At 71.7% G+C, this 25,341-nt stretch carries 20 protein-coding genes and 1 pseudogene; 10 read left to right on the top strand and 11 right to left on the bottom strand.

Annotated elements, in window-relative coordinates; genetic code table 11:
* Window positions 1–237: 237 nt before the first annotated feature.
* Window positions 238–1,524 carry a MurT ligase domain-containing protein gene (locus ABD832_RS07600; RefSeq protein WP_344890368.1) on the top strand — a complete coding sequence of 429 codons (1,287 nt, stop codon included), beginning with the start codon at window positions 238–240 and terminating at the stop codon, window positions 1,522–1,524.
* A complete protein-coding gene (locus tag ABD832_RS07595) occupies window positions 1,514–2,230 on the top strand; it encodes a type 1 glutamine amidotransferase (RefSeq protein ID WP_344890365.1) in 717 nt (238 codons plus the stop codon). The genes ABD832_RS07600 and ABD832_RS07595 overlap by 11 nt, the downstream gene beginning before the upstream one ends.
* A 114-nt stretch (window positions 2,231–2,344) precedes the next feature.
* Here the strand turns inward: ABD832_RS07595 and ABD832_RS07590 are convergent, their stop codons facing one another.
* Entirely contained in the window at window positions 2,345–2,707 is a 363-nt protein-coding gene (locus ABD832_RS07590; protein WP_344890362.1) for a DsrE family protein, read from the bottom strand.
* Between the two features lie 67 nt (window positions 2,708–2,774).
* On the opposite strand from ABD832_RS07590, the gene ABD832_RS07585 reads away from it, so the two are divergent.
* Complete coding sequence (locus ABD832_RS07585; protein ID WP_344890359.1) at window positions 2,775–3,281, top strand: heme-binding beta-barrel domain-containing protein; 507 nt, start codon at window positions 2,775–2,777, stop codon at window positions 3,279–3,281.
* A gap of 121 nt (window positions 3,282–3,402) precedes the next feature.
* Here ABD832_RS07585 and ABD832_RS07580 read toward each other — a convergent pair whose 3' ends face one another.
* Window positions 3,403–4,935, bottom strand: a complete 1,533-nt coding sequence (locus tag ABD832_RS07580; RefSeq protein WP_344890356.1) for an MFS transporter — start codon at window positions 4,933–4,935, stop codon at window positions 3,403–3,405.
* A 73-nt stretch (window positions 4,936–5,008) separates the two neighbouring features.
* Window positions 5,009–5,497, bottom strand: a complete 489-nt coding sequence (locus ABD832_RS07575) for a MarR family winged helix-turn-helix transcriptional regulator (RefSeq protein WP_344890353.1) — start codon at window positions 5,495–5,497, stop codon at window positions 5,009–5,011.
* A 105-nt stretch (window positions 5,498–5,602) separates the two neighbouring features.
* Here ABD832_RS07575 and ABD832_RS07570 point away from each other — a divergent pair, with 105 nt between their 5' ends.
* The 4 genes from ABD832_RS07570 to ygfZ all read left to right on the top strand — a co-directional run bounded on the left by ABD832_RS07570 (window position 5,603) and on the right by ygfZ (window position 9,132).
* Entirely contained in the window at window positions 5,603–5,908 is a 306-nt protein-coding gene (locus ABD832_RS07570) for a DUF2470 domain-containing protein (RefSeq protein WP_344890350.1), read from the top strand.
* 342 nt (window positions 5,909–6,250) lie between these two features.
* Window positions 6,251–7,186: an NAD(P)-dependent oxidoreductase gene (locus ABD832_RS07565; protein ID WP_344890347.1), complete on the top strand. Its 936-nt coding sequence runs from the start codon at window positions 6,251–6,253 to the stop codon at window positions 7,184–7,186.
* A gap of 506 nt (window positions 7,187–7,692) precedes the next feature.
* Window positions 7,693–8,106: a Fur family transcriptional regulator gene (locus tag ABD832_RS07560; RefSeq protein ID WP_344890344.1), complete on the top strand. Its 414-nt coding sequence runs from the start codon at window positions 7,693–7,695 to the stop codon at window positions 8,104–8,106.
* Window positions 8,107–8,148: 42 nt separating this feature from the next.
* Complete coding sequence (gene ygfZ, locus ABD832_RS07555) at window positions 8,149–9,132, top strand: CAF17-like 4Fe-4S cluster assembly/insertion protein YgfZ (protein WP_344890341.1); 984 nt, start codon at window positions 8,149–8,151, stop codon at window positions 9,130–9,132.
* Window positions 9,133–9,305: 173 nt separating this feature from the next.
* Here the strand turns inward: ygfZ and dtd are convergent, their stop codons facing one another.
* On the bottom strand, window positions 9,306–9,731 hold the full coding sequence (gene dtd, locus ABD832_RS07550) for a D-aminoacyl-tRNA deacylase (protein WP_344890338.1): 426 nt from the start codon (window positions 9,729–9,731) through the stop codon (window positions 9,306–9,308).
* A gap of 58 nt (window positions 9,732–9,789) precedes the next feature.
* Between dtd and ABD832_RS07545 the strand changes: the two genes are divergently transcribed.
* On the top strand, window positions 9,790–10,731 hold the full coding sequence (locus ABD832_RS07545; RefSeq protein ID WP_344890335.1) for an asparaginase: 942 nt from the start codon (window positions 9,790–9,792) through the stop codon (window positions 10,729–10,731).
* A 69-nt stretch (window positions 10,732–10,800) separates the two neighbouring features.
* On the opposite strand, the gene ABD832_RS07540 is transcribed toward ABD832_RS07545, so the two are convergent.
* Window positions 10,801–12,615 carry a DUF2207 domain-containing protein gene (locus ABD832_RS07540; RefSeq protein ID WP_344890332.1) on the bottom strand — a complete coding sequence of 605 codons (1,815 nt, stop codon included), beginning with the start codon at window positions 12,613–12,615 and terminating at the stop codon, window positions 10,801–10,803.
* Window positions 12,616–12,818: 203 nt separating this feature from the next.
* Between ABD832_RS07540 and ABD832_RS07535 the strand changes: the two genes are divergently transcribed.
* Window positions 12,819–13,565 (top strand): SGNH/GDSL hydrolase family protein, encoded by a 747-nt coding sequence (locus ABD832_RS07535; protein ID WP_344890329.1) that lies wholly within the window; start codon window positions 12,819–12,821, stop codon window positions 13,563–13,565.
* A gap of 128 nt (window positions 13,566–13,693) precedes the next feature.
* Here the strand turns inward: ABD832_RS07535 and ABD832_RS07530 are convergent, their stop codons facing one another.
* The 6 genes and pseudogenes from ABD832_RS07530 to ABD832_RS42055 all read right to left on the bottom strand — a co-directional run.
* Window positions 13,694–15,331 carry an endo-1,4-beta-xylanase gene (locus tag ABD832_RS07530; protein ID WP_344890326.1) on the bottom strand — a complete coding sequence of 546 codons (1,638 nt, stop codon included), beginning with the start codon at window positions 15,329–15,331 and terminating at the stop codon, window positions 13,694–13,696.
* A gap of 321 nt (window positions 15,332–15,652) precedes the next feature.
* A complete protein-coding gene (locus ABD832_RS07525; RefSeq protein WP_344890323.1) occupies window positions 15,653–17,212 on the bottom strand; it encodes a cellulase family glycosylhydrolase in 1,560 nt (519 codons plus the stop codon).
* Window positions 17,213–17,593: 381 nt separating this feature from the next.
* Window positions 17,594–20,410 carry a glycoside hydrolase family 9 protein gene (locus ABD832_RS07520; RefSeq protein WP_344890320.1) on the bottom strand — a complete coding sequence of 939 codons (2,817 nt, stop codon included), beginning with the start codon at window positions 20,408–20,410 and terminating at the stop codon, window positions 17,594–17,596.
* Window positions 20,411–20,545: 135 nt separating this feature from the next.
* Complete coding sequence (locus ABD832_RS07515) at window positions 20,546–23,485, bottom strand: glycoside hydrolase family 48 protein (protein ID WP_344890317.1); 2,940 nt, start codon at window positions 23,483–23,485, stop codon at window positions 20,546–20,548.
* 609 nt (window positions 23,486–24,094) lie between these two features.
* Window positions 24,095–24,982 carry an ice-binding family protein gene (locus ABD832_RS07510; RefSeq protein ID WP_344890314.1) on the bottom strand — a complete coding sequence of 296 codons (888 nt, stop codon included), beginning with the start codon at window positions 24,980–24,982 and terminating at the stop codon, window positions 24,095–24,097.
* Window positions 24,930–25,046 (bottom strand): annotated as a pseudogene (locus tag ABD832_RS42055) (hypothetical protein); the annotation flags it as partial. The gene ABD832_RS07510 and the pseudogene ABD832_RS42055, both read right to left, overlap by 53 nt.
* Between ABD832_RS42055 and ABD832_RS07505 the strand changes: the two are divergent.
* A complete protein-coding gene (locus ABD832_RS07505) occupies window positions 25,024–25,341 on the top strand; it encodes a hypothetical protein (protein WP_344890311.1) in 318 nt (105 codons plus the stop codon). The pseudogene ABD832_RS42055 and the gene ABD832_RS07505 overlap by 23 nt on opposite strands.

Below are 25,341 nucleotides of genomic sequence, written 5' to 3'. Positions count from 1 at the left end.
ACGGACCCGGGACGGCCCGGAGCGGTGTCCGGGGTGGCCCGGGTGGCCCGGGGCGGCGTTCCGTTCCCGTCCGGCCCGATGATCCGTTACGGGCGGGCGTACGGCGCGCGGCCGGAGGTGGAGGTACCGAAGCAGGGCTAGGATCTGCGGCATGAACGATTCGGCGATCCCGGTCCCCGGGCGGGGCCCACGGGCCGCGGGGTCGTTCCACGACCGGTCGCCACGCGAGGAGACGGCATGACTCAGCTTCCGCTGCGGGCGCAGCTCGCGACCGCTCTGGGCCGCACGGCCGCCACCCTGTCCCGGGTCACCGGACGCGGGGACGGGTCGGTGATCGGGGGCCGGGTCAGCCTGGTCCTGGAGCCCGACCTGCTGCGCAAGCTCGCGCACGACCGCAAGCTCGTGCTGGTCAGCGCGACCAACGGCAAGACCACGACGACGCGCCTCATCACCTCCGCGCTGTCGGAGCTCGGCGACGTCGCCACCAACGCCTTCGGCGCCAACATGCCCGCCGGGCACGTCTCGGCGCTGTCGTCGGCCAAGCACGCCCCGTACGGCGTGCTGGAGGTCGACGAGAAGTACCTGCCCGAGGTGATCGACACGACCGGCGCGGGGGTCATCTGCCTGATGAACCTCAGCCGCGACCAGATGGACCGGGCCGGGGAGATCTGGCTGCTCGCCCAGAAGTGGCGGCGGGCGCTGGCCGGGAAGAACACCCACGTCATCGCCAACGCCGACGACCCGCTGGTGACCTGGGGCGCCTCCACCGCCGCCTCGGTCACCTGGGTGTCGGCCGGGCAGCCGTGGAAGGAGGACTCCTGGTGCTGCCCCGAGTGCGGCGGCCCCCTCGACCGCAAGGGCATGGAGTACGTTCCGCCGGGAGGCGTGGGCACCGGTGCCCCCTCCGTCGCGGGGGAGAACGACTGGGCCTGCCGCGAGTGCACGTTCCGCCGCCCCGAGCCGTCCTGGGTCCTCGACGACGACGCGGTCGTCGACCCGCGCGGGCGGCGCTGGGTGCTGGACATCCAGCTCCCCGGACGCGCCAACCGGGCCAACGCGGCGATCGCGCTGGCCACCGCCGAGGCGTTCGGCCTGCCGGTCGAGCGGGCGCTGCCCCGGCTGCGCGAGGTCAGGTCGGTCGCCGGCCGCTACACCACGGTGGAGCGCGACGGCCGGCACGCCCGGCTGCTGCTGGCCAAGAACCCGGCCGGCTGGCTGGAGGCCTTCGACGTGCTCGACCCCTCGCTGCCGGTCATCCTCTCGGTCAACGCCCAGGGGCCCGACGGCCGCGACACGTCGTGGCTGTGGGACGTCGACTACCGGGTGCTGCGCGGCAGGCCGGTGCTCGTGACCGGCGAGCGCAGGCTCGACCTCGCGCTCCGGCTGGACGTCGCCGACGTGCCGTTCCAGCTCGTCGGCTCGTTCGAGCAGGCGCTCGGCGCGCAGCCACCGGGCAAGGTCGACGTCATCGCCAACTACACCGCCTTCCAGCAGATTCGATCGGAGTTCGGTCGTGCAGTCTGACAGCGCCCTGCGCCTCGTCTGGATCTACCCGGACCTGTTGAGCACGTACGGCGACCAGGGCAACGTCCTGGTCCTGGAGCAGCGCGCCCGGCGTCGCGGCATCCCGGTCGAGACCGTGCACGTGCGGTCGGCCGACGCCGTCCCGGAGAGCGGTGACATCTACCTCATCGGCGGCGGCGAGGACCGGCCGCAGATCCTGGCCGCGGAACGGCTCCGCCGCGACGGTGGCCTGCACCGGGCCGTCCAGCGGGGCGCGGCCCTGCTGGCGGTGTGCGCGGGCTACCAGATCATGGGCACCACGTTCGGCGGCGAGGAGGGCCAGCCGGTCGACGGCATCGGCCTGATCGACATCGCCAGCGGCCGGGGCGAGGGCCGGGCGGTCGGGGAGCTGGCCGGGGACGCCGACCCGGTGCTCGGCATCCCGACGCTGACCGGGTTCGAGAACCACATGGGCGTCACCCGGCTGGGACAGGGCGTCCGGCCGCTGGCGCGTACCGCGGTGGGCACGGGCAACGGCGACGGCACCGAGGGCTGCCACATCGGCAAGATCGTCGGCACCTACCTGCACGGCCCCGCGCTGGCCCGCAACCCCGGTCTCGCCGACCTGCTGCTCACCTGGGCGGTGGGCGCCCAGCTTCCGCCGATCGACGACGCCTGGTTCGAGCGGCTCCGCGAGGAGCGCCTGGCCGCGGTACGCCCGGGCTGAGGCGATCGCGGGTACGGGTGCCCGCATGGGTCTCCGGCCGGGGGTCCCCGGCCGGAGCGGGTGCTCCCGGCCGGAGACGCCGGAGACGGCGAGGGGTCCGCCGGTGGACGTCGTTCAGTAGACGAGGGCCTGGACGCCCTCGCCGAGGACCTCCTCGACGAACGTGGGGGCGCCCGCGATGCGGACCCCCTCGATCACGTCGTCGACCGTGATCTCCCGCCGCGCCGCGCACTGCGTGCAGAGCGTCACCCTGCCACCGGCCAGGACCGCGCCGAGCAGGTCGCCCAGCCCGGCCGCGTGCGGGAGGGAGAACGTCTCCGCCCGCCCGGGAAGGGCGAACCACGACGCCTCGCCGGTCAGCCAGAGTGAGACGGGGACCCCGCTCGCCAACGCCGCCGCGGCCACCGTGAACGCCTGGTTGCAGCGCTCGGGTGCGTCCTCGCCGGCGGTCACCTTGATCACCAGTGATCGTGCCATGTGCGAAGCCTATGCGGGTCCCCCTCGCGGGCGCGAACCGTACCGGGGCGGCTCTAGGCTCGGATCCATGGACGTTCCCGAACTTCATCCCGATCTTGAGCCGATCGCCTTCCTCGTGGGCAGGTGGGAGGGCGCCGGAGTCGGGGGATATCCGACGATCGAGAGCTTCAACTTCGGCCAGGAGATCGTCTTCGGTCACAACGGCAAGCCGTTCCTGACCTACACCAGCCGCACCTGGCTGCTCGACGAGGCGGGCGCCAAGGTCCGACCGCTGGGCACCGAGACCGGTTTCTGGCGCCAGCTTCCCGGACGCCAGCTGGAGGTGTGCCTGTCCCACCCCACCGGCATCGTGGAGATCTACGTCGGGGAGGTGGTCTTCCACAAGATCGAGCTCCAGACCGACGTGGTCGCCCGTACCGCGACCGCCAAGGAGTACACCGCGGGCCACCGCCTGTACGGCCTGGTCAACGGCAACCTGATGTGGGCCTACGACATGGCGGCGATGGGGCAGCCGCTCCAGTCGCACATCTCGGCCGAGCTCAAGCGGGTGGGCGACTTCGTGCCCGACAGCTGATCCGCGGGAACCGGCCGGGGGCGCCGCCGGGTCGCGGGCCGCTCCCGGCCACCGGCCGGTCGCGGCCCTCGTCGGGCACCGTCGGGCGCCGTCAGACACTGTCAGACACTGCCGGGCGCTGTCAGGCGCTTCCCGACCGGGCCGCGGGCCGGCCGGGAGCCGCGTCCGCGGTGGTGTCCCGTGCGGTGGTGTCCCGTGCGGTGACGTCCGTCCCCTCGGCCGCGTCGGTCCCGGGGCGGCGCAGCGTGAGGAGCGCGACCACGAGGGCGGTGAGCAGCAGGGCCGCGGAGACGGTGAAGGCCAGGCGGAAGCCGCCGGTCAGCGCGGCGGCCTGGTCCTGACCGGCGGCCAGCAGCTCCCCGGTACGCGAGGCGGCCAGCGTGGACAGCACCGCGACACCGACGGCCATGCCGACCTGCTGGGTGGTGTTGAACAGTCCCGACGTCAGGCCCGCGTCGTCGGCCCTGGCGCCGGACATGCCGAGCGAGGTCAGCGCGGGCAGCACCAGCCCGCCACCGGCGATGAGCAGCATCACCGGGAGCAGGTCGGTGACGTAGTCCGCGTTCACCGGGACACGGCTGAGCCAGCCCATCGCCCCGAGCAGCAGCGCCAGGCCCGCCACCAGCACCGTGCGCTCGCCGAAGCGGGTGTTGAGCCGTGCGGAGACGAACAGGGACACGCCGCCGATGGCCACCGCCGCGGGCAGCATCGCCAGGCCGGTGTCGAGCGCGCCGTAGCCGAGGACCTTCTGCACGTACAGCGCCAGAAGGATCTGGAAGGCGAACATGGCCGAGAGCGTCAGCATCTGCGCGAGGTTGGCGCCCACGACGTTGCGAGAGCGGAGGATGCGCAGCGGCATCAGCGGGGTCCTGGCGGTGGCTTGGCGGACGAAGAACGCGGCCAGCAGCGCGAGCGACACCGCGCCGAGGCCGAGGGTGTGCGCCGCGAGCCAGCCGTACTGCTCGACCTTGACCACGGTGTAGATGCCGAGCATCAGCCCTGCGGTGACCAGCACGGCGCCGAGCGCGTCGGCTCCGGCGGCGAGCCCGGCCCCGCGGTCGTTCGGCAGAACCCGGATCGCCAGCGCGATCGTGGCCAGCCCGATCGGCAGGTTGATGAAGAAGATCCAGTTCCAGCTGAGCGCGTCGGTGAGCACCCCGCCCAGCACCTGGCCGATCGAGGCCCCGGCGGCACCGGTGAAGCTGAAGACCCCGATCGCCTTGACGCGCTCGCGCGGCTCGGTGAACAGCGTCACCAGGATGCCCAGGACGACCGAGGAGGCCATGGCACTGCCGACGCCCTGCAGGAACCGGGCGCCGATCAGCAGGCCGGGCCCGGTGGCGGCCCCGGCCAGCAGCGACGCGGCGGTGAAGACCGCGTTGCCCGCCAGGAACATGGTCCTGCGGCCGATCAGGTCCCCCAGCCGGCCGGCCAGCAGGAGCAGCCCGCCGAAGGCGATCAGGTAGGCGTTCACCGTCCAGCTGAGCCCGGCGGGGGAGAAGCCCAGGTCTCGCTGGATGGCCGGCATCGCCACGGTGACGATGCTGCCGTCCAGGATCGTCATCAGCATCGCGGCCGACAGGACGGCGAGCGCCGTCCAGCGTGACCTGCCGGTGCCGGCCGGTGCCGGCCGGGAGGAAGGGGTGGGTGACATGGTCGTCTCCTGTCCGAGAGGGAACAGGAAAGACCGTAGCAGATAGTTTTGTTATAGACGATCCTCGTCGGATCTACTTCGTGCTCTGCCGTGCCCTCCGGGCCGCCTGCGGGGCCTCGACCGGGGTGGCCAGGTGTCCTTCCGTCAGCCGTCTCATGGCTCTGACCAGTACCTCGGCCTCGTCGCCCGGCAGCGAGTCCAGGATCGCCCGGTGGACGCCGTCGACGATCTCCTGACTCCGCCGCGCGACCTGGGCGCCCTTCTCGGTGACCACGATGATCCGTGCCCGCCGGTCCGTACGGGACGGCCGGCGCTCGGCGAGCCCGGCCTTCTCCAGGGCGTCGACGGTGACGACCATCGTGGTCTTGTCCATGTCGCCGAGCTCGGCGAGCTGGATCTGGGTGCGCTCCTCCTGCAGGGCGTGGACCAGCACGCAGTGCATGCGCGCGGTGAGCCCGATGTCGGCGAGCGCCGCCGCCATCCGGGTCCTCAGGACGTGGCCGGTGTGGTCCAGCAGGAACGACAGGTCCGGCTCGGTGCAGGTGACTGCCATGGCGATCATGTTCCTCAGTCTACCAATTGGTTTCCTTGTGGATTATCTATGTCAGGACGCATGTGGGCCGGACGCCCCGCGTCTCCGGGAACGACCCGTCGTTAGGCTTCCGGGATGGACACTCCCTTCACCCCCGACGTGGTCGAGGCGATCAAGCGCCACATGAACGACGACCACGCCGACGACGCGCTGCTGATCTGCCGGGCCCTGGGCGGGCGGCCCGAGGCCACCGCCGCGACGACCACCGGCGTCGACGCCGAGGCGATCGAGTTCGCCGCCGTGGTCGACGGGCGGGAGGTCACCGTACGGGTCCCGTGGGGCACCAGGCTGACCGAGCGCGCGCAGGTCCGCGCCGAGGTGGTCCGTCTCTACCGCGAGGCGTGCGCCGAGCTCGGCGTCCCCGCCCGGGGCGAGCACTGATCCATGAGCGGTGATCGGGTGTGCCGGCCGACGGGTCCTGACGGGTGGACCCCGATCGGTGGACCCCGATCGGTGGACCCCGATCGGTGGACTCCGACGGTGAACTCTGACGGGGTTCCCACGGTGGATTCCGAGGGGGGCTCCGGCGAGGCTCTGACGGTGCGCTCCGACGGGGGATCGAAGGCCGGGCATCGTGCGCCGGGTGCCGACCGGCGGGGACGGGACGCGGTCCGGGGCGGACGGTCGGTGAGGCGGTCGGTGACGGTCGGGTCACTGCCGAGACTCTGCGTGACGTTCGTGGAAAGCTCCGAGTACCAAAATTTCCTGACACAGGGAGGTGCGGTGAAGCCACGAGCGCTCGTCCTGGCGCCCATGCGGGGTCCGGAATGGAACCGCCTCAGGGAACTGGCCGACGTCCACTACGACCCGGCCGAGCACCGCCCCCACCGGGCGGACGACCTCGCCCGCCGCCTGGCGGACACCGGCGCGCGCATCCTCGTCACCGAGGCCGACGAGGTGGCCGGCCCGGTCCTGGACCTTCCGCTGCTGGTCGTGGGCTGCGCCCGCGGTGACGCGGAGAACGTGGACCTCCCGGCGGCCACCGGCAGGGGCATTCCCGTGGTCTGCGCCCCGGGGCGGGACGCCGACGCGGTCGCCGAGCTCACCCTCGCGCTGATCCTCGCGGTGACCCGCCGGGTGGCGGTCGGCGACCGGGAGATCCGGCAGGGCGTGGTCTCCCGCCTCCGGCACCGCGCCTGGGAGCTCGCGGGCCGGACCGTGGGCCTGATCGGTTACGGGGCGGTCGGCCGCGCGGTGGCGTGGCGGATGAAGGGGCTGGGCATGCGCGTCATGGTGTACGACCCCGAGGCGGAGGAGAACCGGTACGGTCTCGGCGTCCTGCTGGCCCAGGCCGACGTGGTCTCGGTGCACGCCCCGGCGTCGGCGGGCCCGCTGGTCGGCGCGGCGGAGTTTGCCGCCATGAAGACCGGAGCGATCTTCGTCAACACCGCCGACCCGTATCTGTACGACATGAACGCGCTGGTCGGGGCGTTGAAGACGGGCCATCTGGCCGGTGCCGGTCTCGACCGGTTCGCCGGGGAGTGGCTGGAGCCCGGTCACCCGCTCACCGACATGGACAACGTGGTGCTGACCCCGCACGTGGGCGCGTCCACCTACGACACCGAGATCAACCACACCAGGATGATCTGCGAGGACATCGTCAGGGTGCTGGGCGGGGAACGCCCGCTGCACTGCGCCAACCCCGGCTTCCGGGAGTGACCGTCGCGCAAGGGGAGGGCCGGGAAGGGAAGAACCCCGGGCCACTTCCTCCTGCCGGGCAGGAGGGCCGGTGGACTACAGGCGGGATGAGACTCCCGCCCTCCGGCGGCCCGGGGTTCCGGTGATTGTCGTGGATTCGCCGAACGTCGCCAGACGCCCGGACAGAGTCCGGTCGCGGCGTCCTAGCGGACAGCCACCTCGCTAGCCCAACTATGATCAACCATTGTTCGGACCACCTCCTTTCGGCGTGCCTGTACGTTATGAAATCCTGGGCCCGAGGGCAAATGAATATCCACACCGGTCGCGAAGATCTTCGGACCCGTCCCTGACCAGGTGTTTCTCCCGGCCGCGGCGCCGCTCACGGGGCCGTCCGCGGCGCCGCTGCGAAGCGCCCGCACAGCCGCCGGCGGCACCGCCCGGACCGTCCGCGAGACCGGGCGGGAAGAGGGCCGAAGATCCGGTGATCACGACGGCGAGCAGGGCCCCGGTGCTCTTAGACTCGAGCCATGACCGAGACGTCGTGGCATGAGGAACTGCGGGCGCGCGGTTATCGGGTCACCCCGCAACGCCAGCTGGTGCTCGAGGCGGTCAAGGACTGCGAGCACGCCACCCCCGAGGAGATCTGCGCCCGGGTGCGGGAGACCGCCCGCGGGGTGAACATCTCGACCGTCTACCGGACCCTGGAGCTCCTGGAGGAGCTCGGCATGGTCACCCACAGCCATCTCGGGCACGGCGCCCCCACCTACCACCTGACGGCCGAGGCCGACCACGTGCACCTGGTCTGCCGCGGCTGCGGGGAGATCAGCGAGGTCAGCCCGGACCTGGTGAAGAACTTCGTCACCCACCTGGACACCGAGCTCGGGTTCGCCACCGACGTGCACCACCTGACGATCTTCGGCCGCTGCCGCGACTGCCGCTGAGCCGCGGCCGTCGCTCCCGGCGGGGCCTCGTAGGCTGGGGGTATGCGAAGCCCTCTGCTGGACACTCCCGGCGCGGTCGCGGCCGAGGCCCCCGACGCCGACGTCGCCGGACACTACGGCGACCCGTTCGCCGAGCAGCGCGCGCTGCTCGCCGGGGAGGCGATGGTCGACCGGAGCAACCGCGAGGTCGTCAAGATCGCCGGACCCGACCGCCTGAGCTGGCTCAACAGCCTGACCTCGCAGAAACTCGACGACCTGCCCCCCGGACGGCCGACCGAGACGCTGCTGCTGGACGCCCAGGGCCGGGTGGAGCACCACCTCGTCCTCGTCGACGACGGCGAGGCCGTGTGGGCCCATGTCGAGCCGGGCACCGGTGCCGCGCTGGCCGCCTTCCTCGACCGGATGCGGTTCATGCTGAGGGTCGAGGTCACCGACGTGACCGAGCGCTACGCCGTCGTCTCCGTGGGCGCGAAGGCGCATCCCGTGACGCCCGAGGGGACCGTCGTCATCGGGCAGGACCTCCTGCTCCCGCGCGAGCTGCTGGCGGTCGGGGTCGGCCTGGGCCTGGCCGGGCTCTGGGCGTACGAGGCACTGCGGATCGAGGAGTACCGTCCCCGCCTGGGCTTCGAGACCGACCACAAGACGATCCCGCACGAGGTGGGCTGGATCGGCACGGCCCTGCACCTCAACAAGGGCTGCTACAAGGGGCAGGAGACCGTGGCGCGGGTCCACAACCTGGGCCACCCGCCCCGGCGCCTGGTCTTCCTGCACCTGGACGGCAGCGTCGACACCCTGCCCGGGCACGGCGCCCCGGTGACCCACGACGGCACGGAGGTCGGCTCCGTCGGCAGCTCGGCGCGCCACCACGAGCTGGGTCCGGTCGCGCTGGCCGTGATCAAGAGGACCGTGCCGGTGGACGCCACGCTGGAGGCCGGGGGGGTGGCCGCCTCCCAGGAGGTGGTGGTGCCGCCGGACGCCGGGCGCAACGTCCAGATCGACCCCGCGCTGCGCCGCCGCATCCGCTGACCGCGCGACGCCCGGCCCTGACCCGTCCGGCCACGCCCTGACACGTCCCGGACCGGTCAGGTCCTGTCACGCCCCGGACCGGTCAGGTGCTGTCACGCCCCGGACCGGCCGGATGCTGTCACGCCCTGGACCTCAGGTCCTGTCACGTCCCGGACCGGCCAGGGCCGAGGTGGTCACACCTCCAGGATCAGGGTGATCGGCCCGTCGTTGGTCAGGGCGACCTTCATGTCCGCGCCGAACACCCCCGTCTCCACCCGGGCGCCCAGCTCGCGCAGCGCGGCGCAGACCGCCTCGACCAGGGGCTCGGCCACCGGGCCCGGCGCGGCGGCCTGCCAGGTGGGGCGGCGTCCCTTGCGGGCGTCGCCGTACAGGGTGAACTGGCTGACCACCAGCAGCGGCGCGCCGATGTCGGAGCAGGACCTCTCCCCGGAGAGGATCCGCAGCCCCCAGAGCTTGGCGGCGAGCCTGGACGCCTCCGCCGGGGTGTCGGTGTGGGTCACGCCCACCAGGACCAGCAGTCCGGGCTCGTCGACGGCTCCGACCGTCACACCGTCCACCGTCACCGACGCGGAACTCACCCGCTGCACCACAGCACGCATGTCCCCCATCATCCCGTGCCGTGCCCCCTGCCTAGACTCTGGGCGAAAGGAGACAACGGTGTCTGCTGAGTCATTGTTCGTCGATGTCGTCCGGTCGGGGTTCGTGGAGTCGGTCCACCGGGCCAGGGTGCTCGCGGTGGCCGCCGACGGGTCGCTGGTCAGGGTGCACGGAGCGGTGGACGCCCTGGCCTCGCCGCGTTCGTCGGTGAAGCCCCTGCAGGCCCTCGCCATGGTCCGCGCCGGGCTCGGCCTGACCGGGGAGGCGCTCGCGCTGGCGTGCGCGAGCCACTGGGGGGAGCCGTTCCACGCCGAGGGGGTACGCGGCATCCTCGCCGGGGCCGGGCTGGACGAGAGCGCGCTGCGCTGCCCGGAGGACCTGCCGCTGGACGTCACCACCCGTGACGGGATCCTGCGCTCGGGGAACGGCCCGGCCAGGGTCCACATGAACTGCTCGGGCAAGCACGCGGCGATGCTCGCCACCTGCGTGGTCAACGGCTGGCCGACGGAGAGCTACCTCGACCAGGTCCACCCGCTGCAGCGGGCCGTGCGCGCCACGATCGAGGAGCTGACCGGCGAGCGGATCGCGGCCGGAGGGGTGGACGGCTGCGGCGCCCCGCTGTTCTTCGTCTCCATGCTCGGTGTGACCCGCGGGTTCCGCGCCATGGTCACGGCGGAGCCGGGCACCCCGGAGCGCCGCGTCGCCGACGCGTTCCGCGCCCATCCCGAGTGGACCTCGGGCACCGGCCGGCCGGAGGCCCGGCTGATGCGGGCCGTCCCCGGCCTGATGGTCAAGGGCGGCGCCGACGCGTTCCTGGCCTTCGCCCACACCGACGGGCGCGCGGGAACCGTCAAGATCGAGGACGGTGGCCAGCGGGCCGTGGTCCCGGCCACGGTGACGGCCCTGACCGCCCTCGGGTTCGAGGGGCCCGAGCTGGACGAGCTCGCCACCGTGAGCGTGCTCGGCGGCGGGCGCCCGGTGGGCGAGATCCGGGTGCGCTGACCCTCCCGCCCCCGTCCCCGTCGTCCCCGCCGTCCCTCCCGGCCCGGGGAGTGCGGCGGGGGCGGGGTGTCAGAGCGAGCGGAACTGCCGGGTGGTGGAGATCGCCCCCGAGGTGGTCATGGTGAACGTGCGCATCGAGTCGGCGAACCTGGACAGGTCCCACTCGGCCGGGCCGTGGTACCAGTACAGGTGGTCGGCCTCCTGGCCGTTGCCGGTGACCGAGGAGACCACCCGGGCCCACCGGTCCACGCTGTCGAAGATCACGGCGTAGGGCAGGTAGCGGGAGAACAGCTCCACCCGCTGGGCCACCGGGACGTCGTGGCCGATGTCGCCCGTGGACAGGTACTCCCTGAACCCCAGCGTGTGGGCGAGGGCCCCGGCGCCCTTGGCGGTCTTGGCGGGCATGTACTGGCCGCCGACGGCCAGGGCCGCGCCCGCGATGATCAGCGCCAGGCCGAGCAGCCCGTACGTGGTGAACCAGGCCAGCGCGACCGTGGCCAGCACGCCGAGCACGGTGAGCACCACGCCCCCGGTCGTCCAGCGGGTACGGACCGTGTCGGGGCGGCGGGCGAACCAGCCCTGCGAGACCACGTCGCGGTAGAGCGCCTCGCGGACCTTGCCGAGCTTGGCCCCGAACGAGCCGTGCAGTTCCGAGAGCAGCACGGCGTCGCGGTCGTCGAAGATGGCGTCGTAGAGCTCCCGCTCGTACGGCATCAGCGAGGTGACCTGCCCGCCGGGCAGCCGCACCAGCCTCCAGTCGGGCGTCTGGTAGGTCTGCCGGGGCTGCTCGTCGATCCTGAGATAGCCCCGCACGGCCAGGTCGACGATCGTGGCGGTCACGTCCACCACGTCGGCCTGCTCGTCCATCAGGGTGCCGATCTGGCCGGGACGGACGCCGTCCGGCGGGGCGAAGTGACCGTCCCGCACGCCGCTGAGCGAGCCCGACTCGTGGCCGACCACGCGGGCGTCGCGTCCCCGCGTCCAGTACAGCAGGGCGAGGCCGCCGAGCAGCAGGAGCAGCAGGGCGGCCAGCGCGCCGCCGGTGACGGTGTTCACGGCGAAGGCGTTGGACAGCTCGAAGCGGCGCTCCAGGACCGGTGTGCCCTTGCTGGCGTCGGCGGGATAGCCGACGACCACGGTGAGGACCTCTCCGGCGCCGAGCCCCTGCTGCCCGAACTCGGCGGTGACGCCGGTGTGGTCCATGGACGCCTCGGTGCAGGCCATCGCCGAGGCCGGCGGGCCGGCGAAGCACGACAGGCTCTGCATCGCGGCCGGGCCGTTCACGACGACCTTGGCCCGCTCGACCGGGACCGACCAGCCGCCCACGGCGTACCAGCGCAGTTCCTGGGCGCCGGCCATCGGGGTGACGGTGCCCCCGACGTCGTACTCCAGCGTGGCCTTGCCGGTGCCCTTCAGGGTGATGGCGCCGTCGGCCAGCGTGGCGCCGCCCTTGAGGCCGGTGACCGGGTAGAGCCGGTCGGCGGTGTCGTCGTGGCGGGTCCGGCCGACGAGGCTCCGCGACGGCGGGGGCCCCTCGAAGACGACCTCCTCCTTGACGTGCAGTACGCCGTCCTGCCGGAGCTCCAGCCGGACCGTCGTGCTCGTCACTCGGCCGTCCCGCGCGGCGGGGACGGAGCCCATGGAGCCCGCGGAGCCCACGAGGCCCCTGGAGGCGACCGAGGCCGTCGGGCCCACCGCGGCCACGGAGGTCACCGGGGAGCCGGGGAGGGCGACCACGGGGGCCGGGACGGGGGACGCGGGCACCGAGGGGGCCGCGGAGGCCGGAACGGGGGACGCGAGGCTGGGGGACGCGCCGAGCGCCAGGATGAGCACGGCCGTCACGGCCCGTCTCCCGGCCACCCGGCGCCAGAGGGATGCCGCCATGGCTCGCGAGCTTAGCGAGAACCGCCCGCCCATGACGGACACTCCCAAACCCGGATTTTCACCCGATGAGAACTCATGTACGTCATCCGGTGGATCGTGACGCGGCCCGCGTCCCGGATCCGTCGTGGGGATGCGGCTTTCCGGCCCCGCCCACCGGCGGGTGTCTGCCATCATGTCGGCAGTCCGACGTTTCCCGAGGTGGCATGCGCGCGCCCGTACACAGACGACCGTGGGCGTCCGCGGTCGCGTTTCTCGTGGTGATCTCCTGTCTCGTCCCGGGATGCAGCCTCGGGGGCGTCACGGCCGTACCGGTTCCGGGCGGTACGCCGCACCCCTCCTCCGCCGTGACCATGCCGCCGTCCCGGGCCCCGCTCGTCATGGTCATCGGTGACAGCTTCACGGTCGGCTCCGGTCCGGTACGGGGATGGAACGGCTACGCGGCACGGGTGGCCCGGGAACTGGGCTGGCAGCTCGTCACCGCGGGTGCCGCCGGGACGGGCTACGTCAACCCCGGCAGGGTGGGACGGACCTTCCAGCGCTCCTTCGAGGAGGAGCTCTCCTGGCGTCCCGCACCCGACCTGGTGATCGTCTCCGGCGGGCGCAACGACCGCCGGATCGGGGCCGCCAGGATCGAGAACGCGGCCGTCCGGCTGGTGGGGTCGATCAGGCGGCGGTGGCCGCACACCGGGATCGTGATGGTCGGCCCGATCTGGGTGGCCAAGGCGCCGCCGTGGGCGTACCGGATCAGGGAGGCCGTCGCGATCGCGGCCGAACGGCTGGAGGTGCCCTTCCTCGATCCCCTCGACGTGCTCGACACGCACGGCCGGGGGTGGGGCCGCGGGGCCGTCCTGCCCGACGGCGTGCACCCCACCCTCCTCGGCCATCTGCGCCTGTCCCGCTGGATGATCGCCGAACTGCGGGAACACGGCATCGAGGCCGGCTCGCCGTAGCGGGGCTGCCCCCGGACCGTACGGCCCCGCGCGGGCCGGTGGGATCCGCGCGGGGCCGGGTCGGGGGCGGTGCTCAAAAACGGTGCTCAAAAAACGGTGTTCACAGGACGGTGCTCAGGGGACGGCGGTCAGGAGAGGACGGGGGTGGGCGGGGCTCCGGTGCCGTTCCAGGTGCCGATGAAGCCGAAGGTGGTCGATCCTCCGGCGGGGACGGAGCCGTTCCAGGCGGCGTTGACGAAGGTGAAGGCGGTTCCGGCACCCGAGACGGTGGAGCTCCAGCTCTGGGTGACGCCCACCCCGGCCGGGTAGGTGAGGGTGGTTCTCCAGCTGGTGACGGCACCGGTGCAGGTGACGGTGACCTCGCCCTGGAAGCCGCCCTGCCAGGAGCTCACGGTGCGGTAGGTGGAGGTGCAGCCGGTGGGCGGGGTGGAGGTGGTGGTGAAGGTGGTGGTGGCCGAGGGGGTGGAGGTGTTGCCTGCGGCGTCGCGGGCCACGACGTGGACGGTGTAGGCGGTCTGGGCCGCAAGTCCGGTCAGGGTGATGGAGTTGGTGGTGCTGGAGCCGAGTTTGGTGGTTCCGCGGTAGACGTCGTAGCCGCTCACGGCGCGGTCGTCGGTGGAGGCGGTCCAGGTCAGGCGTGCTCCGGTGGAGGTGATCTGGGACACGGCCGGGGTGCCGGGTGTGGTCGGGGCCTGCGTGTCAGGGGTGCCGGTCCCCCCGGCCAGCGCGTCGTGCACCGCCGTGTAGGCGGGCTTGGCGGCGTAGTTCTCGTCGTAGATCAGGGCCGCGCCCTGGCCGGAGAAGGTGTCGGGGACCCAGGAGTACCTGTCGGTGAAGCCCCACAGCGTGATGCCCGCGCACTGGGGCACCGCGAGACAGGCCTTGACGACGTTGGTGTAGTAGGTGGCCTGCAGGGCGTCCTTGGTGGCGTCGCGCGGCGTCTGCATGCGGATGTCGATCTCGGTGAACCGCACCTGGACACCGAGGTCGGCGAAACGCTGCAGGTTCTCCTGCACCTGGCCCGGGAAGCCGTACTGGATGGCCAGGTGGCCCTGGAAGCCGACGCAGTCCACCGGGACGTCCGCCGCCCGCAGCGAGCGGACCAGGTTGTACATCGCGGTGCTCTTGGCGTTGACGCCCTCGACGTTGTAGTCGTTGATGCAGAGCCTGGCGTCGGGGTCGGCGGCCCGCGCGGCGCGGAAGGCGTCGGCGATGTAGCTCTCGCCCAGCTTCTGGTACCAGAACGAGGTGCGCATGGTGCCGTTGTCGTCGAAGACCTCGTTCACCACGTCCCAGGAGACGACCGTGGGGTTGGAGGCGTAGCGGCCGACGACCTTGGCGATGTGGTTCTGCATGGCCGCGCGCATGGCGTCGGCGCCGAGACTCTGCACCCAGTCGGGCGTCTGGTTGTGCCACACCAGCGTGTGCCCGTGCACCTGCTGGTCGTTCTGGGTGGCGAAGTCGACGATCGCGTCCGCCCCGGCCCAGGTGAACTGGTTCGGGCTGGGTTCGGTGTCCGTCCACTTCATCGCGTTCTCCGCGGTGATCTGGTTGAACTCGCCTCCCGCGATGTCGCGGTAGGCGCTCTCGCTCGCCAGGGGGCCGGTGGCGAGCGCGGCGCCGATGAACTTGCCGCGCGCCTCGGCGTGCTCGCGCAGGGGGGAGTCGGCATGGGCCGGGGTGGCGGGGAGCAGCGCCATGGCGGCCGTGGCGATCGGGATCAGGGCGGCCGCGGCCACCCTGAGCGCCGTGCGGAAACCGGACACGGGAGGTCCTTTCTCGGGGCCGGGAGATCCGGCCGGGAACTGCGATCGGGAGGTCGCCGGGATGTCTGAAGGCGGAACCGAGGGAGGGGGCACGGCGGGTGGCCGTGCCCCCTTGCCCGGCGGACCGGGCTCCGGGCGGTCCTTCCACCGGACGCGCTCCCCGGGAGAGCCGTGCCCTGGGGAGTCGCGTGGAAGGTCTCCGCGAGAAAGCCGCCGTCGTCCGGGCGGGTCCCGTACGGGTGCGTCGCCGTACGGGACCCCGTCGGGGGAGCCGCTCCGTGGGAGCCGCTCGCGAGGAGAGGAGTGGGAGGACCGGGAGGACTAGGAGAGGACGGGGGCGGGCGGGGCTCCGGTGCCGGTCCAGGTGCCGATGAAGCCGAAGGTGGTCGATCCCCCGGCGGGGATGGAGCCGTTCCAGGCGGCGTTGGTGAAGGTGAAGACGGGCGCGGCCGCGGAGAGGGTGGAGCTCCAGCTCTGGGTGATGTTCACGCCCGCGGGGTAGGTCAGCACGCTCTTCCAGCTGGTGACGGCGGCGGTGCAGGTGACGGTGACCTCGCCCTGGAAGCCGCCCCCCCAGGAGCCCGCGGTGCGGTAGGTGGAGGTGCAGCCGGTGGGCGGGGTGGAGGTGGTGGTGAAGGTGGTGGTGGCCGAGGGGGTGGAGGTGTTTCCTGCGGCGTCGCGGGCCACGACGTGGACGGTGTAGGCGGTCTGGGCCGCAAGTCCGGTCAGGGTGATGGAGTTGGTGGTGCTGGAGCCGAGTCTGGTGGTTCCGCGGTAGACGTCGTAGCCGCTCACGGCGCGGTCGTCGGTGGAGGCGGTCCAGGTCAGGCGTGCTCCGGTGGAGGTGATCTGGGACGCGGCCGGGGTGCCGGGCCTGGTCGGGGCCTGCGTGTCAGGCGTTCCCGTACCGCCGAAGATCGTGGCCTCGGCCGCGGTCTGCGCGATGCCGTTCGCGCCGTTGAAGAGCCGCTCTCCCCAGGGGGTGAGGTTGGCGACGTTGAAGTTGGTCACCTGGTCCAGGTACTCGACGCCACCGCCGTTGCCGCTCCACGACCACCCGAAGTAACCGATGCCCCTGGCCTGGGCCTGGGCCATGATCGTGTCCTCGTCGGGGTTGCCGTCGGAGTGGTTGAAGCCGAACTCGCCGACCACCAGCGGCAGCCCCGCGGTCTGGAACGCCTGCAGGTAGGAGGTGACCTCGGCGGCCGTGTCGAACACCCCGTACATGTGCACGGAGAAGACCGTGTTGCGCTGCGGGTCGGCGGCGGCGACGGTCGCCGCGTTGTCGCGCATGGTGAAGCTCCAGTCCTGGCCCCAGTTGGGGGCGTCCACCATCAGCAGGTGCTGGAACCCGTTGCTGCGCATCCGGGTGATCGCGGCGGAGGTGGCCTGGGTCCAGTTCGGGGTGGTGGCGTTGTTGCCGATCGGCTCGTTGCCGATGTTGATGACGACGTAGTCCTCCTGGCCGACGAGCGCGCTCTTGATGCCGATCCAGTAGTCCACGGCCTGGTCGAGGGTGTAGGCGCCGCTCTGCTCGCCGTAGCCGGTGGTGTCGTGGTTCTCCAGCACGCAGATGAGCTTGTTCTGCTTGCAGAGCGAGACGACGTTCGCCACGTCGGCGGCGTTGTTGGCGGTCCACCGGCCTCCGCTGAGGACCACCCGGACGGCGTTCGCGCCGAGCGACTTGATGTCCGCGAACGAACCGGTCTGGCTCGCGTACCAGGTGTGCGCGTGGCTGGTGCCGCGCATCACGAACGGGGTGCCGTTGCCTTCGACGATCTTCGTGCCGCTGACGTGCAGGCCGACGGCGGCGTGGGCGGGGGACATCGAGACGAAGAACGAGAGAAAGAGCGCCGCGAGCAGCGCCAGTCGTGTTCGCATGACCTACCTCTGGTGGAGAGTGCCCGGCCGGGCGGAGGGGTCGTCGCGCCCGGCCGGGGCGTGGGGACGGCGGCTCGTGGGAGCCGTCGCCGGGATTCCGGGACGAGATCCCGGCCCGCGGTGCGCATCACCGGGACCGAGATCTGGGGAGGGCGGGATCGGGGGGCCGAGGTCCGGAGGGGCGGGGTCACGGCCCGCGGTGCGCATCACCGGGGCCGGGGTCCGTGGAGATCTGGAAGGAGAGGGCCCGGCCCGCGGTGCGCATCACCGGAGCCGGGACCCGGGGGAGGACGGGGGCCCGGCCCGCGGAGCGGATCACCGGAGCCGGGACCTGGGAAGGCGAGGTCCCGGCCCACGGCGGGTGGCACCGCGGGCCGGAGCTCAGCCGGTGGTGCAGTTCACCGGAGTGGGGACGCCGTTGGTGCCGTTCTGGCTCGCGGTGAAGCCGAACGACGTGGAGGCGCCGGGGGCGAGAGCGCCGTTCCAGGCCGCGTTCCTGACCGACACGTCCGCTCCCGACTGGGTGTGCGCGCCGCCCCAGAGCTGGCTGATCGTCTGCCCGTTCGGGAACCTCCAGGTGACCGTCCAGCCCGTGATCGCCGAGGTGCCCTCGTTCTTGACGGTCACCTCGCCCTGGAAGGCGCCCTGCCAGTTGCCGCTGACCTTGTAGGTGGCGACGCAGCCGCCGGCCGGGGCGTCGGTGGTGGTGAAGGCGGTGCTCTCGGAGGCGGCCGAGGAGTTGCCGGCCGTGTCCCTGGCCACCACGGAGACGGTGTAGGCCGTCGCCGGGGTCAGGCCGGTGAGGACGTGGGAGGTGCCGGTGGCGGTGGCGACCTTGGTGGTGCCCCGGTAGACGTCGTAGCCGGTGACGCCCACGTTGTCGGTCGAGGCCGTCCAGGTCAGCGTGGCGCCGCTCGCGGTGATCGCCGACACGGCGGGCTTGCCCGGCCGCGTGGGCGCCACGGTGTCCTCCGCCGGGGCCTCGGTGGTGGTGAAGGCGGTGCTCTCGGAGGCGGCCGAGGAGTTGCCGGCCGTGTCCCTGGCCACCACGGAGACGGTGTAGGCCGTCGCCGGGGTCAGGCCGGTGAGGACGTGGGAGGTGCCGGTGGCGGTGGCGACCTTCGTGGTGCCCCGGTAGACGTCGTAGCCGGTGACGCCCACGTTGTCGGTCGAGGCCGTCCAGGTCAGCGTGGCGCCGCTGCCGGTGATCGCCGACACGGCGGGCTTACCGGGCCGCGACGGCGCCACGGTGTCCTCCGGCTCGTCGCCGGGCGGGTTGCCCCAGATCCTCGTCGTGCCCGAGTGGACCGTGATGTTCTGCACCCGCACCGGGGTCGCGCCCGGGGTGGGGGCGACGCCGGTGTAGGACCAGTCGTTGGACGGGTCCCACGTCCCGGTGCTCGCGAGGCGGAACTGCACCTCGCGCCGGTGCTGCGACTGGCCGGCCGGGGCGATCGAGGTGTTCGAGCAGTCGATCGTGACGTAGTAGGTCTTCCCGGACAGCAGGGTCGGGCCGGTCGGGGGCTTGCACTGGTTGTAGGCCGAGGTCACCGTGACCTGGCTCGCGGTCGTGTCGCCGTCGAGGGTGAAGTAGTAGCGGAACGAGCCGTCGGTGAGCTGGCGGGCCGGCCAGGCCGACTGGTTCCTGACGATCGCCTTGATCTCGGTGAACGTCGAGCCGGTGGCGTTCACCCCGGCCTCGATGAAGATCTCCGGGCCGTCCGGGGTCTCGGCGACCGGGAAGTTCGCCGCGGGGGCGCCGCCGTACTCCTTGTACAGGCGGGCCAGCGCGCTGGTGAAGCCCGCGTTGTAGTCGGTGGCGACCTCGTTCATCACGTAGTCGTCGCGCTTGTCGGTGTAGGCGTCGTCGGGGTCGGGCGGGCCGCCGACGAGGGCGCCGTACAGGGTGTGGCGGGTCTCGACCGGGTTGGTCATCTGGTCGGTCCACGAGCCGTGCGCGGTGCGGTGGTGCGGGTTCTTCGGCGGGTTGACGCCGAACCCGATCATGTACGAGGAGTTGCGCGGGTTGTCGCCGAGCGCGTAGTTGATCTGCCGGACCGCGAAGTCGTGGTAGCGCGCCTTACGCGTCGCGTCGGTGATCGAGTCCGAGTGGACCAGCGCCGCGAACGAGGTGTTGGCCGCGTAGCGCAGCGAGCCCCACCGGTCCAGGACCGCCTGGCCGCCCGGGGAGTAGCGGATCCGCTGCCCGTTGACCCCGACCGTCCAGTAGTCCAGCCAGCGGTTGGCGTCGTCGAGGTAGCGCTGCTTGCCGGTCAGCTTGTGCAGCAGCACGTAGGCGCCGTAGGACTTGTCGTCCCAGGCGATCGTCCACTTGTAGGACTTGGTCGTGGACTGCGGCTCGGTGCCGAGGTTGTCGTAGTACGCCTCGGCCTTGGCCAGGTAGGAGGCGTCCTGGGTGGCCCGGTGCAGCCAGATGGCGCCCCAGACCAGCTCGTCGTTGTAGCCGCTCCAGGACTGGTAGTACCCGGCGGCGTCGGTGATGCAGTCGCTGTACTTCTTCCGCACGGTGTCGGCGAAGGTGTAGAGCTGCTTGGCGTGCGTGAGCAGCGTGTCGGCGTACGCCGGGTTCGTCGGGCGGAAGACGATCGACGAGGCGGCCATCGCCGCCGCGGTCTCCCCGGCCAGGTCCGACCCGCCGCAGGAGGCGTCGATCTTGTACGAGGGCCGTTCCATCTGCATGGCCTCGGCCGGGCCCCACCAGGCGTGGTCCTTGCCGCCGTTGCCGATCTGCCCGTAGAGCACGTTCGGCGACGGGTGGGCCTTGATGAAGTAGTCGTTGACGAACTTGAGGTTGTTCAGCAGGTGGGTGAGCTGTCCCGAGGAGGCGTACGCGTCCCGGTACTCCACCGCTCCCCAGGCCAGCATCGTCGCGCTGGCCGCCATCGGCAGGCCGAACTTGACGTGGTCGCCCGCGTCGTACCAGCCGCCGGTCAGGTCGAGGCCGACGTCCTGGCCGTCGGTGAGGGCGGAGTCGCCGCGCCAGCTCACGCGGTTCCAGCTCGGCAGTTTCCCGGCCTGCTGGGCCTCGTAGAACCAGATGGACTTCTGCAGCGCCTCGCCGTACGCGAAGGCGGGTGCGGCGGTCCGTGCGGTGGTCTGGGCGGCTGCCTGGGCGGCGGCCGGTACCGGCACGGCGGCCAGTGCCAGCAGCGCGAGCGCCGCCAGGGTCTTCTTCATGGGGGGTGCCTCTCGGGGGTGGTGCTCGGGGCGTGACAGCAGGTCAGGGATGCCGTCACCTCCCCGAGGTCTCGGGGAGGTGACGCCGGTCCGGCGGGCCCGGCTCACGAGGAGCCGGGCCCGCCGGGCGCGGGATCAGGGGAAGAGCCGGCCGTACTCGGCCAGGGCGACGGCGACGTCGACCTGTGCCCAGAAGCGGTGGTAGTTGAAGGACGGGGCGGGCCCGGTGCCCTTCAGGAAGGCGTCCACCTTCGGCCAGTCCGGGTCGTTCTTGTAGAAGGACCGGATCGACATGAAGGTCGAGTTGGAGTTGATCACGTCGCCGTTGGGCATCTTGCCGGTCCAGCCCGGGGGCACGTAGACCGGGTCGTTGAGGCGGCTGTAGTCGGCCTTGGTCTCGGTGACCGAGACGCCCTTGGCGTCCTGGTTGTTCCTCCAGAGACCGTCGAGCAGACCCTTGGCCACGTTCTTGGCGACGGCGTTACCGGACTTGGCGGCGTAGTACGTCAGCACCTTGGCGTACGAGCCCGCCACACCCACGTCGGTGGTGTAGTCCCTGATGCTGACGTGCAGGCCGGCGTTGGAGCCGGGGCTGGTCGGGTTCCAGGTGTCGGGCTGGCCGGTCCACACCAGCGTCGAGGGGATCTGGTAGGTCCCGTCGGCGTTGATCGTGGTGTTGTCGGTGGCCCACTTGACCCACTTGTCCAGCACGGCCTTGGCGTCGGCGTTGCCGGTCGCGTAGTACAGCTCCGCGACCCGCTCCATCGACCAGGCCTGGAAGCCGAACCACTGGTTGGACGGCGGGTCGTGGTAGACCGGCTGCCAGTCGTAGGCCATGCCGTAGAAGGTCGGCAGCGTCGACGGCGGGGCCGCGTAGTGACCCTGCCAGCTGTTGGTGGCGCCACCGGCGATGGCACCCTCGGTCGACTGGAGCCAGCGGTAGAACTCCAGCTGACGCTTGGTGCTGGTGGTCCAGTCCTGCACCGCGGTCGCACCCTTGGGCTTGAGCGCGTCCACGCTGGACAGGGCCCAGGCGGCCATCGGGTTCTGGTAGCCCGAGTGGTTGTGGCTGGAGCCGATCCTCCAGGCCCAGCCCGCGGAGGTGTCCAGGGCGCCGCCCCAGGCGTAGTACCAGCTCAGCAGGTAGGACGCGCTGTCCTTGCCGGTGCCGGCCGGGCAGGAGGTGCTGGTGCAGCCCTGCTTCTTGAAGTACTTGTCGAACAGGGAGTAGCGCAGGTAGTCACCCATCTTCGCGGCCTTGGAGACGGTGGCCGAGACCTGGGCCTCCTTGCCCTGCTCCTTGGCCCAGGTGTGCGCCCAGTAGGCCACCTGGACGGCGCGCGCGTCGGCGTCGGGGGCGTTGGTGTACTTCCACTGCTTGGCGTAGGAGCTGTCCCCGGTGAACAGGTCGAGGAAGCCGTTGGGGCCGCCGTGCTTGAAGGTGTCGCAGGACGGCTGCGGAATCGTCTCGAAGACCGACTCCTCGGGGCCGCGCTGGTAGGTGTTGATGTACACGGGCTTGGTGGTGCCGTCGCCGCAGCGGCCGAAGCCGTAGGTGTTGTCCACGTCGAGCAGCCAGTGCATGCCGTAGACGTCACTGGTGCCGTAGGCGGTCTTCAGCTCGTTGCCGATCGGGTCGACGCCGACCGAGACGCCGCCGTCCAGCTTGGACGGGTACTGCTTGATGTCGTCCCACTCGCCGGCGTACGTGGCGGGCTTGGCCGGGTTGTAGAAGGAGTTGGTCGGCTGGTCGGCCGTGGCCGGGATGATGTACTTCTCCATCGAGGCCCAGGCCTCGTTGAACTTGGTCCAGTCGCCGGTCACCTTGCCGTAGGCGGCCTCCAGCCACAGGTAGTAGCTGTAGGCCTCGGAGGTGGTCTCGTGCCCGTGGTCCGGCGCCTCGACCAGGAAGGTCTCGACCGAGTGGTAGGGCACGCCCTGCGGCGAGAAGTACCCGTTCGCCGGGTCCTTGAGCTTGTTGTACATCGTGGTGAAGCGCTTGATGTACTCGTTGTCGCCACCGGTGGAGTCGTTGTCGACCTCGGTGGCGGTCGCCTTGGCCGCGGTGTGACCGGTGGCGGTCGAGGTGAACTCGGCGCTGCCGGAGGTCTCGTCGCTGTCCTCGGCGGCGGCGATCCGGACCGTCTGGGCGGTGTTCCAGTTGGCCGTGGTGAAGGTCAGCGACGCGCCCGAGGAGACGGTCAGGTCGCTGTCACCGCTCGTCCTCGCGGTCGTCACGGTGACGTTCGAGGCCGGCGCCTTGGAGAGCTTGACCGACAGGTCGGCGTTGCCGCCCTCGGCGACCGCGAGCGTGGCCGGGGTGACGACCACCGCGGCGGTGGAGGTCCCGGAGACGGTGATCCCGGCGGGCGCGGACGTGGTGGCCAGGCCCTTGTCGTCGGTCGCCCGCGCGCTGACCGAGTAGCTGCCCGCGGCGACGTTCGTCCAGTTGTACGTGTACGGCGCGGTGGTGTCGGTGCCCACCACGGTGCTGCCGTTGAGGAACTCGACCTTGGAGACCGTGCCGTCGGGGTCGGAGGCGTTCGCGGTGAACTCCACCGTGGCGGGCGCGGTGAAGGTCGCTCCGGCCGTGGGCGCGGTGAGCGTCGCGGTCGGCGGCTGGTTGACCGGGGTGGTCCCACCACAGACGGTGCCGTTGACGGTGAAGCTCGTCGGCTTGGGGTTGGTCCCGGACCAGTTGCCGTTGAACCCGACGCTGGTCGAGGCGCCCGTCGCCAGGTTGCCGTTCCAGGCCAGGTTCTTGGCGGTGACGGACTGGCCGCTCTGAGCCCAGGTGGCGCTCCAGCCCTGGACGAGCTTCTGCGTGGTCGTCGGGAAGTCGAACCCGAGCGTCCAGCCGGTCAGCGGGTCACCCAGGTTCTTGATCGACACGCTGGCGGTGAAACCGCCCTGCCAGTCGTTGGTGCTGTAGGTCACATCGCAGGAGACGGCCGCGGCTGCGGGGGAGGCCGCGAGCGCGGTGGTCGTCCCGGCCGCCAGGCTGATCAGCGCCAGCGCGGCGACCCGCCTTCGGAGGCGTGGGAGCGCTCCCGCTTTGATGGGGAATCTATACATGAAATGGGCCTCCATGGGTGGGATCGACGCTAAGCCGCTGGTGGTGACTTTGAGTCGGATCGAGCAGAGGAGAGAAAGGGTGGGAGCGCTCCCATAAGGGATTCTGGGGACGGGGGCGGGGATGTCAATGGCATGTGCCCCCGGTTACGTCGATGTTTCAGGCCCCATGCCGCCAGGCTGCTGCGATCCGGGCGGCGTTTTTCCCGAGTCGTGAAACTTTCAAGCTTTCCCGATCTTGAGGCTCGAGCGCTTGCTTGTGGGCGGGCCTCCCCCGGCCCCCGCCCGGCCCTCGCCACCGGCGAGGTCAGGGTCGCCCGCCGGTGGCCGGACACCCGTCGCGGGGGACCCGCGGGCCCCGTGCCGCGCCTGTGCCGTGCCGGTGCCTCGCCGTGCCGGGAAACGGCGGCGGCCGGGGACGTGAAAGGCCCCGGCGCGCCGCGGAGGTCGTGGGCTCCGGCGCGCGCCGGGGCGCGAATTCACGGTCCGCCGCGTTTTCCCGGCATGCCGTTCCCGGGTCGTTCCGGGTCGTGTGAATCGCCGGACGGAATGGCCCGGCGGCCGTTCCCGGGAATGCGGGCGGATGACATGCGTAAGGGACGTCCCCGTGGATCAGCCGCGATGACGGCGATTGCGCCCGCGGTCCCGCAGGGTTATCACGCTCCCGTCACGCTGGCGGTTTTTGATGCTGCTCCGCTCGCTCCCGCCCGTGGACCGCGCGGACGCCGCCGACGCGCAGAGGCCGTCGGGGCCGACCACCAGATCCAGCGGTACGGAGGCGCCGGGATCGAGCAGGGCCGTTCCCGGGAAGGTCGCCACGAGGCTGCGGATCCCCGGCGGCAGGCCGGTCACGGTCAGGGTGGCCTGGCCGCCCGCGTCCAGCAGGGCCGCGCCCACGCTCACCCCGTCGGAGAAGAACTCGACCGGGCCGGTGGGCGCGGTGGGTCCCGCCGAGGTGACGGTCGCGGTGGCGAGAAGCCTGCCCCCCGGTCCCGGTGAGCAGGCCGCGGACAGCGTGACGCCGGTCGACCTCGGCGGGTCGGCCGCGCACAGGGACCGGGCGACGATGTCGGTGTCGAGGGTGACGGCTCCGTTGCGGGCCAGCAGGCGGCCGTCGACGGTCACGTCGATGGTGGTGGTGATCGAGGTCAGCGCGAGGATGTTGCCCGCGAAGCTGGAGCCGGTGCCCAGCGTGGCCGAGCTTCCCACCTGCCAGAACACGTTGCACGCCTGGGCGCCGTTGATGAGGTTGACGGTGCTGGCGGAGGCGGTCGTCAGGGTGGAGGCGGTCTTGAAGATGAAGACCGCGTTCGGGTCTCCCTGGCCGTCCAGGGTCAGCTCCCCGGTGATGCCGAAGGTGCCCGCGGCGGAGTCGTAGGTGCCGGGGGGTGACGGTGGTGCCGCCCAGCTCGGTGGGCAGGGTGGCGTCGACGGCCTGACCGGCGGCGTCGTTGTAGGCGGTGGTGAGGTCGACCTGGGCCTGGGCGGCGACGGCGTCACCGGCGTTGACGGTGCCGACCACGACGCCGGGCGGGAAGCCGGTGACGGCCACCCCCGGGCTCACCCCGACATCGCCGGTGATGACGGTGGTACCGGTGTTCGTGACCGTCGTCCCCGCCAGGACCGCGAAGTTCCCCGCGGTGCCGAGCGGCACCGGGGTCGCCGCGGCGGCGGTGCCCGGTGCCGCGGTCACGCACCCCAGCGCCACCGCACCGGCCAGCGCCCCCGCCAGCCAGGAACGAACGATATTCCGAGGGATGGCGCGCGAGAAGCCCATGCCCGTCATAATCATTTCCTCTTCTTTTGGTATTTCCCCGTTCAGACGCATTGCCGATGATGCGCCATTTTTCTCACTGTAA

The organism is Streptosporangium longisporum (assembly GCF_039534895.1).
Lineage (GTDB): Bacteria > Actinomycetota > Actinomycetes > Streptosporangiales > Streptosporangiaceae > Streptosporangium > Streptosporangium longisporum.
This window is presented reverse-complemented; position numbering and strand designations above follow the sequence as displayed.

Bases quoted from the DNA above. Each gene is read 5' to 3' on its own strand.
- ABD832_RS07600 (WP_344890368.1), top strand. From the start codon at position 238: ATGACTCAGCTTCCGCTGCGGGCGCAGCTCGCGACCGCTCTGGGCCGC.
- ABD832_RS07525 (WP_344890323.1), bottom strand. From the start codon at position 17,212: ATGCGAACACGACTGGCGCTGCTCGCGGCGCTCTTTCTCTCGTTCTTC.
- ABD832_RS07585 (WP_344890359.1), top strand. From the start codon at position 2,775: ATGGACGTTCCCGAACTTCATCCCGATCTTGAGCCGATCGCCTTCCTC.
- ABD832_RS07535 (WP_344890329.1), top strand. From the start codon at position 12,819: ATGCGCGCGCCCGTACACAGACGACCGTGGGCGTCCGCGGTCGCGTTT.
- ABD832_RS07515 (WP_344890317.1), bottom strand. From the start codon at position 23,485: ATGTATAGATTCCCCATCAAAGCGGGAGCGCTCCCACGCCTCCGAAGG.
- ABD832_RS07590 (WP_344890362.1), bottom strand. From the start codon at position 2,707: ATGGCACGATCACTGGTGATCAAGGTGACCGCCGGCGAGGACGCACCC.
- ABD832_RS07580 (WP_344890356.1), bottom strand. From the start codon at position 4,935: ATGTCACCCACCCCTTCCTCCCGGCCGGCACCGGCCGGCACCGGCAGG.
- dtd (WP_344890338.1), bottom strand. From the start codon at position 9,731: ATGCGTGCTGTGGTGCAGCGGGTGAGTTCCGCGTCGGTGACGGTGGAC.
- ABD832_RS07570 (WP_344890350.1), top strand. From the start codon at position 5,603: ATGGACACTCCCTTCACCCCCGACGTGGTCGAGGCGATCAAGCGCCAC.
- ABD832_RS07575 (WP_344890353.1), bottom strand. From the start codon at position 5,497: ATGATCGCCATGGCAGTCACCTGCACCGAGCCGGACCTGTCGTTCCTG.
- ygfZ (WP_344890341.1), top strand. From the start codon at position 8,149: ATGCGAAGCCCTCTGCTGGACACTCCCGGCGCGGTCGCGGCCGAGGCC.
- ABD832_RS07560 (WP_344890344.1), top strand. From the start codon at position 7,693: ATGACCGAGACGTCGTGGCATGAGGAACTGCGGGCGCGCGGTTATCGG.
- ABD832_RS07520 (WP_344890320.1), bottom strand. From the start codon at position 20,410: ATGAAGAAGACCCTGGCGGCGCTCGCGCTGCTGGCACTGGCCGCCGTG.
- ABD832_RS07540 (WP_344890332.1), bottom strand. From the start codon at position 12,615: ATGGCGGCATCCCTCTGGCGCCGGGTGGCCGGGAGACGGGCCGTGACG.